Raw genomic sequence first — 13508 nt, 5'->3', positions numbered from 1 at the left:
CATCTTTTTTGAATGAACAATGGAATGAATAGGGGATTCACATGCTTTGGACGGACTGCTTAAATCGCCTGCGACAAGAGCTCTCTGGAAATGTCTTTACAATGTGGATTCGCCCATTGGTTGCAGAAGAGCTGGAAGACAGCTTGCGTTTGTATGCACCTAATCCTTACTGGACGCGTTACATTCAGGAACATCATCTGGAACTGATTACGATTCTGGCAGAACAGTTGTCTGAAGGACGGGTACGCAAGGTCGAGATTTTGGTCGATTCACGTCCAGGGGCGATTTTATCTGCCAGTGAACAACCGGCGACCACGACTGCGGCATTGACCTCGACACCGATGCCAGTGCCGAAGCCGAAGAAAGAAAAAGAAGACAGCGGCAAAAATAGCCGTAGACGTCAGTTGAATCCATTGTTTACCTTCTCGCTGTTTGTGGAAGGCCGATCGAACCAGATGGCAGCAGAAACCTGTCGCAAGGTACTGACCCAGCTGGGGGCTTCACAGCACAACCCGTTATTTTTATATGGTCCGACCGGTCTGGGTAAAACCCACTTGATGCAGGCGGTCGGCAATGCGCTGTTGCAGGCCAAGCCGAATGCACGCGTCATGTACATGACCGCAGAAAGTTTTGTACAGGACTTTGTCAGCTCGTTGCAGCAGGGTAAAGTCGAAGAGTTTAAGAAAAACTGCCGTTCTCTGGATTTATTACTGGTCGATGATATTCACTTGCTGGCCGGTAAAGAGGCCAGTCTGGTCGAATTTTTCTACACCTTTAACGCACTTTTGGATGAATCCAAGCAAATTATTTTGACTTCGGATCGTTATCCTAAAGAGCTGACAGAGCTGGATCCACGTCTGGTTTCACGTTTTTCTTGGGGCTTGTCGGTCGGGGTTGAACCGCCAGATATTGAAACCCGAATTGAAATTCTGCTGAAAAAAGCAGAAAGCAACCAGGTCGATTTACCACGTAACTGTGCGCTGTTTATTGCCCAGCAGGTGGTGGCTAACGTGCGTGAGCTGGAAGGTGCGCTGAACAAAGTGGTGGCGATTTCACGTTTTAAAGGTACGCCAATTGATCTGGATGTGGTGCGTGAATCTTTAAAAGATGTGCTGGCAATTCGTGCCCGTACCATCAGTACTGAAAACATTCAGCGTGTGGTCAGTGAATATTTCCGGATTCCATTGAAAGAACTGGTCGGTCCAAAACGCACTCGGATTTATGCCCGCCCACGTCAGCTGGCGATGGGTCTGGCACGTGAATTAACAGGCGACAGTTTTCCGGAAATTGGCATGGCTTTTGGGGGGCGTGATCACAGTACCGTGATGCATGCCTGCGAGAAAGTACAGAGCCTGCGGGAAGAAGATCCGATCTTTAACGAAGACTATAAAAACCTGCAACGTCTATTGCAAAGTTGACCTAAATCGCTCAAATTCTATTCTTGCTATGCGGCTGCTTTTGCCGCATAGTAAACCGTCAAAAAAATCACTTTTTCTATATTAATCTTCAGCTTTAGAGGAATGCACCGTGCGTTTAAAAATCGCGAAAGAAAGCTTACTGAATGTTCTCTCACATGTCGTAGGAGCGGTTGAACGTCGCCATACCTTGAATATCCTGTCTAACCTGAAAATTCAGGTGACTGCGCAAGCATTGACCGTTACCGGTTCCGACCTGGAAGTCGAACTGGTGGCGAGTACAGCACTGGCTGAAGGTGCATGTTTGCAGGAAGGTGAGACCACAGTTCCTGCACGTAAGCTGATTGATATCTGTAAGTCACTTCCTTCAGCGGCATTGGTGGATTTACATATTACTGAAGATCAGCGCTGTATCCTTAAATCGGGCAACAGCCGTTTTGTATTGGGGACATTGCCTGCTGATGATTATCCATTACTGAACACTGAAAACACCCAAGGCACGCAAGTGACGGTGACACAGCGTGAGCTAAAACGTCTATTTGAAAAAACTGCTTTTGCCATGGCGGTTCAGGATGTACGTTTTTACCTAACCGGTACTTTGCTGGAAATTGATACCAATCAGCTACGTGCAGTCACTACCGATGGCCACCGCCTAGCACTATGTGAAACAGCGGCACAATCTACTGCAACACAGCCGATTCAGGCGATTGTGCCACGTAAGGCCGTTGCAGAATTACAGCGCCTGCTCAGCGTTGAAGATGAGCAATTATCTCTATTGATCGGTCGTGAACTGCTCAATGTGACCATCAATATGCCAAGCCGTGACAAGGAACAGGCGGATATTACCGTGCGTTTCACCACCAAGCTGATTGATGGTAAGTTCCCGGATTATCGCCGTGTGATTCCACGTGGTGGCGACAAAGTGGTGATGATCGCACATGACGTGTTCAAGCAGTCTTTGCAACGTGTGGCGATTTTAAGTAATGAAAAGCTGCGTGGTGTGTTTCTAAACTTTAATGCCGATTCTTTGCAACTTCGCGCCAATAACCCGGAGCAGGATGAAGCGATTGAAGATCTGGCGATTCAATATGCTGATTCTCCGCTAGAAATGTCATTTAATGCGCAGTATCTGATTGAAGTACTCGGTGTGCTTGATGGCGATGATGTGTCAATGACCATGACTGAAGCGAATCAGTCTGTCTTGGTACAAGACCCGGCGCATACGGATCAAACCTATGTCGTCATGCCGATGCGTGTTTAAGCCGCGGCTCTTGATATTTATATAAGACATGCATATTACGCGTTTACATATTGAGCGTGTGCGGAATTTAAAGACGGTTGCTCTCCACGGATTGCAGCCGTTTAATGTTTTTTATGGCCAAAATGGTTCAGGTAAAACCTCGATTTTAGAGGCGATTCATTTACTTGCTGCTGGTCGTTCTTTCCGTACCCATATTCCCAAAAATTATATCCAGCATGGCGCACAGGATGCGATTGTGTTTGCACAATCTGCGACTGAAAAAATAGGCATGCAAAAAATGGCCAGCGGGGAACAGTTGATCAAGGTCAATGGCGATCTAGTGGCAACTCAGGGACAACTGGCCAAACTGTTACCCTTGCAACTGATTGATCCACAAAGTACCGATATCATCGATCATGGTGCCAAACCACGACGTCAATTGCTCGACTGGTTAATGTTCCACGTGGAACCAGAGTTTTATCATGCCTGGCAATATTATTCTCGTGCGCTGAAACAGCGAAACAGTCTGCTCAAAAGCAAACGTTTTCTGAGTCTGTCTGATGTAGAACCGTGGAACCAGATGCTAAGTGAATATGGTGAAATCCTGCACTCGCAACGTGTCGGCATCGTGGAACAATGGAAGCCATTTTTTGAAGATGATCTGAAACAGTTATTACCTGAATTGCAAGTCAGTCTGGAATACAGTCCGGGCTTTCATAGTGAAACCGGCCTGCTAAATGATCTGACCAACCAGCATGAAAAAGACTGTGAGCGACGCTATACCGAATATGGCCCACATCGCGCAGATTTGCGTTTAAAGACCCCGATGGGGGATGCTGATGTGATCCTGTCGCGCGGGCAGAAAAAGCTGCTGATGATCGCACTAAAACTGTCGCAAATCGCAATGCTACATTCTTGTAATAAGGAAACTGTGGTATTATTAGATGATGTGACAGCAGAATTAGATTTAACCGCACAACAACGTTTAATTGAGCGATTGAGCCAACTTGGTAGTCAAGTTTTTATTACCACCTTAGACCATGAATCAGTACAAAAGCACTTACATGATTTGTCTATCTCATATCAGTTATTCAGTGTTGAAAACGGTACAGTTCAAGTTGTGCAATAATATTTTTTGAGTTTTACCCATCTTTGGATAGACCTATTTTTCACTAGGGAGAAACCATGAGTTCAGAAGATCAAGCTGCTTCTCAAACAGAACAAACCATTGAAAAGGCTTATGATTCCTCTAGCATCAAGGTATTACGTGGTTTAGACGCAGTCCGTAAGCGTCCGGGCATGTACATTGGTGATACAGACGATGGTACAGGCCTGCACCACATGGTGTTTGAAGTAGTCGACAACTCGATTGATGAAGCCTTGGCAGGCCACTGTGATGAAATTATAGTGACGATCCATGAAGATGAATCGGTTTCAGTTTCTGATAATGGTCGTGGTATTCCGACCGACATTCACCCTGAAGAAGGTGTGTCTGCAGCAGAGGTGATTTTAACCATTCTGCATGCCGGTGGTAAGTTCGACGACAACAGTTATAAAGTGTCTGGCGGTCTGCATGGTGTCGGTGTTTCCGTAGTCAACGCACTGTCTGAAAAACTCGAATTGACCATTCACCGTGCCGGTAAAATTCATGAACAAGAATACCGTCATGGCGATTCTCAATATCCATTAAAAGTAGTGGGCGATACCAATAGAACCGGTACTCGTGTCCGTTTCTGGCCAAGTGCCGAGACTTTTAGTCAGACCATTTTTAATGTTGATATTTTGGCGCGTCGTTTGCGTGAACTGTCGTTCCTGAACGCAGGTGTGCGTATTGTGCTGCGTGACGAACGCATTAATGCCGAGCATGTCTTTGATTATGAAGGTGGTCTGTCTGAGTTCGTTAAATATATTAACGAAGGCAAAACTCACCTGAATGATATTTTCCATTTCACTGCTGCACAGGCCGATAACGGTATTACGGTAGAAGTCGCATTGCAGTGGAATGATTCTTATCAAGAAAATGTACGTTGCTTTACCAACAACATCCCGCAAAAGGATGGTGGTACGCATTTGGCCGGTTTCCGTGCTGCGTTGACCCGTGGTTTAAACAACTACATGGACAGCGAAAATATCCTGAAAAAGGAAAAAGTTGCGGTATCGGGTGATGATGCGCGTGAAGGCCTGACTGCCATCGTGTCAGTCAAAGTACCTGATCCAAAATTCTCTTCACAGACCAAAGAAAAACTGGTGTCGAGTGAAGTGAAAACGGCTGTTGAACAGGCCATGAACAAGGCATTTTCTGAATATTTATTGGAAAATCCACAAGCAGCCAAAGCGATTGCTGGCAAGATCATTGATGCAGCACGTGCGCGTGATGCAGCGCGTAAAGCACGCGAAATGACACGTCGTAAGAGTGCGCTGGATATTGCCGGTCTTCCAGGTAAACTGGCCGATTGTCAGGAAAAAGATCCAGCTTTGTCTGAACTGTACCTGGTCGAGGGTGATTCTGCAGGTGGTTCAGCCAAGCAAGGTCGTAACCGTAAAATGCAGGCGATTTTACCGTTGAAAGGTAAGATCCTGAACGTGGAACGTGCCCGTTTTGACCGCATGATTTCCTCTGCTGAAGTTGGTACGCTGATTACCGCACTCGGCTGTGGTATTGGTCGTGAGGAATATAATCCGGACAAACTGCGTTATCATAAAATCATCATCATGACCGATGCTGACGTCGATGGTTCACACATCCGTACGCTGCTGTTGACCTTCTTCTTCCGTCAAATGCCAGAACTTGTGGAACGTGGTCATATTTATATCGCACAGCCACCATTATATAAGCTGAAAAAAGGTAAGCAGGAACAGTACATCAAGGACAATGATGCACTGGAGACTTACCTAATTTCGAATGCGATTGATGAGCTGGAACTGCATATCAGTGCAGAAGCGCCTGCGATTCGTGGTGAAGCACTGGCGAATGTGATTGCTGATTATCAGACTTCCCAGAAGAGCTTGGCACGTTTGACCCAACGTTATCCTGCGAGTCTGCTTGATGCCCTACTGTCACTGGAAGGCTTTAAGCTGGATCAGCTGGAAGACAAAAACTATGTGGAAACATGGGGTGGGAATCTACGTGTAGCGATTGAAGCCATTCAGCCTACATTACGTCCAGAATTAACCCTAGAACGTTTTGAAAAAGAACTGGCAGATGGTCAAAAAACTGCAAGCTGGTTGCCACGTATCACGATCTATGTACATAACTTGCCACATAGCTACCTGTTAGACTCAGTACTGTTAGGTTCAAGTGAATATGCACGTTTATTAAAGAACTCGAAGAGTTGGTTTAGCCTGCTTGAAGAGGGTGCATATTTACAAAAAGGCGACCGCAAGATTCAGGTTAGCAATTTCCATCAGGTTTGGCAGCATATCTTGCAGGACTCACGTCGTGGCATGATGATCCAGCGCTATAAAGGTCTGGGTGAGATGAATGCGGAACAGTTGTGGGAAACCACCATGGATCCAGACAACCGTAACATGCTGCAAGTGACAGTTACCGATGCGATTGAAGCGGATCGTATGTTCTCTTGCTTGATGGGCGATGACGTAGAACCACGTCGTGCTTTCATTGAAGAAAATGCCTTGAATGCAGATATTGATGCATAACCCTTCAGGATAAAATCAGATATAAAAAAGCGCCTTTCGAGGCGCTTTTTTTAGACCAATTTTTTTACTCATATCCTGTGAGCTAGGCAAAATAAAGTAATTTTGGACCGATTTTTAGATATGGAACGGGTTCATTTAGGTTTTAAAAAGCCAAGTTGAGTAAGCCAAATCGACTCTAAGAAAGGGTTTATGTATAGAGATTACCAACTCGGGAGAATACCTGAAATCTGGAGTGAATCTATCGTTATAAAAATGATCTGCATCAGAACTTCTAAAATAATTTTTGAATAGGAAAGTGAGGTAGAAAGACGTTCTTTATACGATGAGAAGTTTGCATGCAGTTAACGACACTAGGTGAAAACTGGATCAGTCAAAGTGGTATTTAAAGATGCGTGTAATAAAAACAGATCGAATACTTTAGGTGGATTCGACTAAAAAATAATAAATCGCCTATTCAGAAGATCCAATATCTCAAAAATAAATAAAAAGCTGCTAAAACTAAATTTTAAATTTTAAATAGCTTATAAGAAACTTGGTCTAATACGCTAAATAATACGTGAATAATATTGCTTCAAGCATCTAGAAAGCCTGATCAGAGATGTGGATAACTCTAAAGTTACCCATAATTTTTATGTGAATAAGATAGTATTTTTCCGCAAGCTTTAATCCACGTATTAATTCTTTATTTTAAATTCAAATTTGAAATCGATTATCTTGTGGATAAGTGTTTTTAAATTTAAAATAGCATTTTAAATTTAAAGCTAGATTTGGCGATATATTGCTAGTATGACCAGACTATTCCTTGGATTGGCTTTAAAATAAAAAATTATTATAAATTAAATACTTGTAAATATAGTGTAGTTTCTCTAATCATTACCGTGGAACATATTGTTAACTAAAAACTCAAGATGTAGCTAAACTACATAATTGATTTAATAATCAAGTGAACTTTCATTTTTATTTAAAATCATACTTTTATCGATTTTTGCTTAACTTTTTTATTTCTCATTTTTGAGTTATTTCTTGATTTCATTATTGAAAATCGGGCATTTCTTTTATTACTCGATAGAAAAGAGGGAGGGAATCGCTGAAATGATATTGATTAGGAACAAGAAAAAGAGGATTGATAAAATGACGATGAAAAATAAAAAAGCGCCTGACGGCGCTTTTTTTTAATCATATTTATGGTGTTAGAATGACTTTACGACAGTCTTCTTCCTTTTTATCAAAAATACGGTAACCTTCCGCAGCATCTTCCAGTTTCATGCGATGGGTAATAATCAGATCTGGAGACAGATCTCCATTTTCAATATGTTCTAGCAACTGCGGCAAGTAATTATGCACATGGGTTTGTCCCATTTTAAAGGTCAAACCTTTGTCAAAGGCATCACCAAACAGGAAGCCATGAATTGGACCGGCATAAACTCCAGGTACACTCACCACACCGCCGCGACGGACCGCTGCAATACATTGTCTTAGCGCTGAACCACTCGAACCTTCTAATTTCAGGTTGGTCATTACGGTTTCCAGCATGCTACCTTTGGCTTCAAAACCGACCGCATCAATGACGGCATCGACTCCACGATAACCCGTGGTATTTTGAATGATAAATTCAGCGGCATCGACTTCATCAAAATTGACCGGAATCACCCCATAGGTTTGATGTGCGAAACTCAGACGATAAGGATGGTGATCGACCATAAAAATCTGCTCGGCACCGAGCATCCGCGCACAGGCAGCAGCCAGCAGACCGACTGGGCCAGCACCATAAATCGCCACACTGGAACCTCGACCAACTTGGGCATTGTTCACTGCTTGCCAGGCGGTTGGCAGAATATCAGTCAGGAATAATACTTTTTCATCAGGCAGGGAACCCGGCACCTTAAATGGTCCGACATTGCCTTTGGGGATCCGTACATATTCAGCCTGACCACCCGGTATACCACCATACAGATGGCTAAAGCCAAATAAAGCTGCCCCTGGTGGGATCTGTTTTTTGTTGAGAATTGCACCACGGCCGGTATTGGTATTTTCACAGGCAGCCATGAGTTCATGTTCACAGAAAAAACAGTGACCGCATGCAATCACAAAGGGAATAATCACCCGGTCACCTTTTTTGACTTCGGTTACTTCAGGGCCGACTTCTTCTACAATTCCCATAAATTCATGGCCGAAAATATCACCGTCTTCAGTGGCCGGGATTTTCCCCCGGTATAAATGCAGATCTGAGCCACAGATGGCGGTGGCTGTCACCCTTAAAATAACGTCATCTGGTTCCTGAATCACTGGATCTGGAACGGATTCAACTCGTACATCCCGAGCACCATGATAGGTAAGAGCACGCATGCGGATTTCCTCTTTCTAGTTCAACATTAAACAGACTCGTATCAAGGCTGCCAAAAATTAAAAAACACTTGTATTAGAGCCTTAGGATGAAACAGCGCGCTGTAAATTAATGTATGAAATAAGGCATCCAACTGTTTAAAAAATAAACTTATATAGGGTTTGTGTAATTCATGACCTTATGTGTCGAATGAATAGAAAAGAACAGAATTAAAGAAACATCTAGACGTAGATGAAAAAATACAGGGGGGAAAATGGAAGAGAAAACATTAAAAATAGTGAATAAAAAAGAGATGAACAACGTTGGTCATTCATCTCTTATCTTAAATCTTACTAAAAGAGCTTTAGAACGTCTGTTCCAGACTTTCCAGTTCCATCATCAGTTCTAGCATTTGCTCTTCGGCTGTTTCCAGTTTGGCTTTTAGCTCGGTTTGCTCATTCATCAGTTTCAGCAAATCATTTTTACGTGATGCTTCGTATAAAGCACTGTCACCCAGCAGGTTTTCAATTTCAATCAGTCGCGGCTGTAGTTTGGCCATCTGTGCTTCGCATTTTTCAATATTCTTGCGAATCGGACGACTTAGTTCCCGCTGGCGAGCAGCTTCCTTACGTTGTGCTTCCTTGTCCAGTTTGGAAATAGTCGGTTTGACTTCGACTTGGGATTTCACCGGTTCTGCTGGCTTTTGCCCATTTTTAATCATCTCAATACGGGCTTGGCGTAACCAGTCAGCATAGGCAGTAAGATCACCATCAAACTCACGGCATTGACCATTATGTACCAGTAGTAGTTCATCACAGACGCTGGCGATGAGCTGACGTTCATGCGAAACCAGAACCACCGCACCCTGGAAATCTTGCAAAGCCATAGTCAGTGCATGACGCATATCTAAGTCTAAATGGTTGGTCGGCTCATCCAGAATCAGTACATTCGGACGCTGCCAAACAATCAGTGCTAGGGCCAAACGTGCACGTTCACCGCCTGAGAAGCTTTCGCTTGGCGTATCCATACGTTCGCCACTAAAACCGAAACTACCCAAGAAGGAGCGTAGACTGGCTTCACTGATTTTTTTATCTGCGATACGTGCTAGCTGTAACATTGGGCTGGCATTACCATCCAGTGCATCCATTTGATGCTGGGCAAAATAACCAATATTCAGTAATTCTGAATCTTTCCGCAGACCCTGAATCAGTTTTAGGTCACCGACCAGCGATTTAATCAGCGTGGATTTACCGGCACCATTCATCCCAAGCAAACCGATCCGGCTGTTTGGCGTGATCTGTAAATTTACATTGGTGACAATCAGCTTGTCGCCATAACCAATATCGGCATGTTCCAGTTGCAATAACGGCGAACTCATTTTGGTCGGTTCACGGAAACTGAAAGTAAATGGCGTATCGACATGCGCAGCAGACAGTTCCTGCATACGTTCCAGTTGCTTGATCCGGCTTTGGGCCTGTTTGGCTTTGGTCGCTTGCGCTTTAAAACGGTCAATATATTTTTGCAGATGTGCGCGGGTTTCCAGCTGCTTTTCATACGCCTGTTGCTGCTGTGCCAGACGTTCACTACGGGTACGCTCGAAAGTCGAGTAGTTGCCGGTATATAAAATCAGTTCCTGATTTTCGATATGTAAAATGTGATCGGTAATCGCATCGAGGAAATCCCGGTCATGCGAAATCAGCACCAGCGTACCTTCATAAGCCTTGAGCCAGTCTTCTAGCCAGAGAATCGCATCCAGGTCCAGATGGTTGGTCGGTTCATCGAGGAGTAGTAAATCTGAACGGCTCATCAAGGTACGCGCCAGATTCAGACGCATACGCCAGCCACCGGAAAAACTTGAAACATCCAGCTGTGATTGATGTTCAAAGAAGCCCAGACCCGCCATCAGCTGCGAGGCTTTGGCAGGAGCCGAATAACCTGAAATTTCATCAAAACGGCCATATAAATGTGCCAGTTCTGCATCATCCAGTTGATCCGGCTGATCGAGTTTTTGCTGAATATCCCAGTATTCTTCATCGCCCGACAATACGAAATCAATGGCTTTCATATTCAGTGCTTTGATTTCCTGAGCCATATGCGCCACGGTCCATACCGCAGGTCGGGTCAGCGAACCGGTGTCCGATTCCATGCCGCCGAGCAAGGCTGAAAACAGGGTTGATTTTCCAGCACCATTGACACCGGTTAGGCCAATTTTCCATCCTGGGTGTAACTGCATCGACGCTTTTTGAAATAAAACACGTCCACCGCGACGTATAGATAACTGGTCTAACTGAATCATTGAGAAATCAAAGCTAAGAAATAAGATGCGCCTATTCTAAAGGAAAGCCCTGTGAAAATGAAAAATCTTACCGATTTTGCTGAAATGAATCAGTTTTCACCTCTGTCAATTGATCTAGGGTGGACGCATAAGTTGAGTAAAAGCTCTATTTTATGCATGAACAGTGGTTTATAGTTCAGGCTGATGGAGCAAAAAATATCATAGAGTCAAATAAAAATGAAAAAGGGATGTTTAATTTTATCGGCACTGGGCATTTTGGTGTCGACTTCAACTCAAGCCAGAGTGAATGTCTGTGTTTTTGATTTACTGGGGAAATCTGGTGAGTCTTACAAACTGCTGGAGGAATGGGCGCTGGCAGCAAAAGGCTGGGGTGCCGAAATTCAGCTAAGCGCTTATCAGGATGAAGCCAAGGTCGATCAGGACGTCAAAGCCGGAAAATGTGATGCCTTCTATATGACCTCAATGCGTGCCCGGGCTTATAACAAATTTGCTGGATCGATTGATGCAATTGGCGGCGTGCCGAATAATGACATTGCCATGAAAGCCATCAGCTATGTACTGGATAAACGCAATAGCAAACGCCTGATCACCCAGATTGGCAAAGAAAAATTCGAAGTGGCGGGTATTGGTCAGATTGGCCCAGCCTATATTTTTGTTCGTGATCGTACTCTAAATAAACTGGAACAGGTCAAAGGCAAGAAATTTGCCGTGCTGCATTATGACTATGCGCAAAAAATCATGGTCGACCGGATTGAAGCAGTACCGGTCATGTCGGAAATTTCCAATTTTATTCGCAAGTTTAATCAGGGCGAAGTGGATATTGTCGCTGCACCGGCTTATGCATTTAAACCGCTGGAATTACAGAAAGGACTAGGCCGTCAAGGCGCAATGATTAATTTTCCGGTGATTAATGTCACTGCTGATCTGATTATTCGTCAGGAAGAGTTTCCGGCAAGCTTTGCCGCACAATCCCGAAACTGGTTTGTGAAACAGTTACCGCACAGCTTTGCCATGGTCAAGCGCATGGAAGCTGAGATTCCAAGCAAATATATTCTGAATCTAAGCCGTGAAGATCGTGTGGCCTACCAAAAGATTCTGCGTGATGGGCGGATCGATTTAACCAAACAGGGGATTTATGATCAGGGCATGATGAACGTATTGAAACGCGCGCGTTGTACGGTAGAAAGAACCAATTTTGAATGTTCGATTGGTGGCGAATAAATCTGAAATCATGTATATCTTTGTAACTATATCTGGGTAAATGTAATTATAAGAAAGCAGTTTTAAACATTAAGATATTGATATTTAAATATATATTTAAAAATAACTTAGGCAACTATTGCTGATTTATCTTTATAGGCCAAAATGCCGGTTTTAAATGGAGTAAATGCTCTATTTTTTTTAATTAAACTTGCTTAATATTTGTCCCGTGTACGGACACTCAGCGAATAACAAGATTTCAAAGGATAACTACAATGAAAAAAACACTCTTATCATTGGCTGCATTCTCTGCATTTGGTTTTGCAAGTGCGGCGCATGCAGAAAAAGTCGATATCTGTGTGTTTGACTTACTGGGTAAATCCGGTGAGTCTTTCCAGATGGCGCAAGAATGGGCACTGGCTGCAAAAGGCTGGGGCGCAGAAATCAATCTGATTGCCCGTCAGGATGAAGCGGTTGCCGACAATGATTTTAAGGCAGGTAAATGTGATGGCGTATTTATGACCGCCATGCGTGCCCGTCAATACAATAAATTTGCCGGTTCTATTGACGCACTGGGCGGTGCACCAAGTAATGCCATTGCCCAGCGTGCGATCAGTTTTGCTCTGGACAAACGTAATGCCGCGAAAATGGTAACCAATATGGGCGGCAAAAAATATGAAATTGCCGGTATTTCGCCTTTAGGTTCGGCATTTATTTTCGTCCGTGACAAGAATATCAATTCGATTGAAAAAGCCGCAGGGAAGAAATTCGCCGTACTCGGCTATGACGATGCCCAGAAAATCATGGTACAGCGCGTCGGTGCACAGGCCGTCATTTCCGATGTGTCCAACTTTGTGGCCAAATTTAACAATGGTCAGGTGGATATGGTGGGTGCGCCTGCCTATGCCTACAAGCCATTAGAAATCTATAAAGGTCTGGGTAATAACGGCGCGATGTTTAATTTCCCGGTGCTGCATGTGACGTCTGATTTTGTGATTCGTCCAGAAAAATTCCCCGCAGGTTTTGGACAGAAATCGCGTGACTGGTTTATCAAAAACCTGCCAAAGAGCATGGCCATGATCAAACGTCTGGAAGCCGGTATTCCGTCGAAATATAAAATGAACCTGAACGTTGAAGATAAAACCAAGTATCAGAAAATGTTACGTGATGGCCGGATGGACATGACCAAACGTGGAATCTATGATGCCAGCATGATGTCAGTATTAAAACGTGCCCGTTGTTCTGTCGATAAGGCCAACTTTGAATGTTCAATGGCTGGCGAATAATCTGATTTTTAAAGCAAAAAGCTTAGAGTGATCTAGGCTTTTTTTATGGCTGAACCAGGTCAGATCTGCCATTGTGCAGCAAATAAAATAG

8 protein-coding genes are annotated in these 13508 nt (G+C 43.9%); 6 read left to right on the top strand and 2 right to left on the bottom strand.

What is annotated here, in order from left to right; translation table 11 throughout:
- Window positions 1-41 precede the first annotated feature (41 nt).
- The 4 genes from dnaA to gyrB all read left to right on the top strand — a co-directional run bounded on the left by dnaA (window position 42) and on the right by gyrB (window position 6312).
- Window positions 42-1418 carry a chromosomal replication initiator protein DnaA gene (dnaA, locus tag F893_RS15105; protein ID WP_004281934.1) on the top strand — a complete coding sequence of 459 codons (1377 nt, stop codon included), beginning with the start codon at window positions 42-44 and terminating at the stop codon, window positions 1416-1418.
- 109 nt (window positions 1419-1527) lie between these two features.
- Window positions 1528-2676, top strand: a complete 1149-nt coding sequence (gene dnaN, locus F893_RS15100; RefSeq protein ID WP_005252973.1) for a DNA polymerase III subunit beta — start codon at window positions 1528-1530, stop codon at window positions 2674-2676.
- 28 nt (window positions 2677-2704) lie between these two features.
- Window positions 2705-3784, top strand: a complete 1080-nt coding sequence (gene recF / locus F893_RS15095) for a DNA replication/repair protein RecF (protein ID WP_004281936.1) — start codon at window positions 2705-2707, stop codon at window positions 3782-3784.
- A gap of 56 nt (window positions 3785-3840) precedes the next feature.
- Window positions 3841-6312, top strand: a complete 2472-nt coding sequence (gene gyrB, locus F893_RS15090; RefSeq protein ID WP_004281937.1) for a DNA topoisomerase (ATP-hydrolyzing) subunit B — start codon at window positions 3841-3843, stop codon at window positions 6310-6312.
- Window positions 6313-7494: 1182 nt separating this feature from the next.
- Here the strand turns inward: gyrB and F893_RS15085 are convergent.
- Together F893_RS15085 and F893_RS15080 are read right to left on the bottom strand one after the other, a co-directional pair.
- A complete protein-coding gene (locus F893_RS15085; RefSeq protein WP_005104957.1) occupies window positions 7495-8658 on the bottom strand; it encodes a zinc-dependent alcohol dehydrogenase in 1164 nt (387 codons plus the stop codon).
- 341 nt (window positions 8659-8999) lie between these two features.
- On the bottom strand, window positions 9000-10931 hold the full coding sequence (locus tag F893_RS15080; RefSeq protein WP_004281940.1) for an ATP-binding cassette domain-containing protein: 1932 nt from the start codon (window positions 10929-10931) through the stop codon (window positions 9000-9002).
- A 216-nt stretch (window positions 10932-11147) separates the two neighbouring features.
- Between F893_RS15080 and F893_RS15075 the strand changes: the two genes are divergently transcribed.
- The gene (locus F893_RS15075; protein WP_005104961.1) at window positions 11148-12152 is read left to right on the top strand and encodes a putative solute-binding protein; all 1005 of its coding nucleotides are present in this window, start codon (window positions 11148-11150) and stop codon (window positions 12150-12152) included.
- A 254-nt stretch (window positions 12153-12406) separates the two neighbouring features.
- Window positions 12407-13417 carry a putative solute-binding protein gene (locus tag F893_RS15070; RefSeq protein ID WP_005104963.1) on the top strand — a complete coding sequence of 337 codons (1011 nt, stop codon included), beginning with the start codon at window positions 12407-12409 and terminating at the stop codon, window positions 13415-13417.
- Window positions 13418-13508: the final 91 nt, after the last annotated feature.

The organism is Acinetobacter sp. CIP 102136, from assembly GCF_000369685.1.
Taxonomy (GTDB): domain Bacteria; phylum Pseudomonadota; class Gammaproteobacteria; order Pseudomonadales; family Moraxellaceae; genus Acinetobacter; species Acinetobacter fasciculus.
Note: the sequence above shows the minus strand (reverse complement) of the source record. Positions and strands in the feature narration are given on the sequence as shown.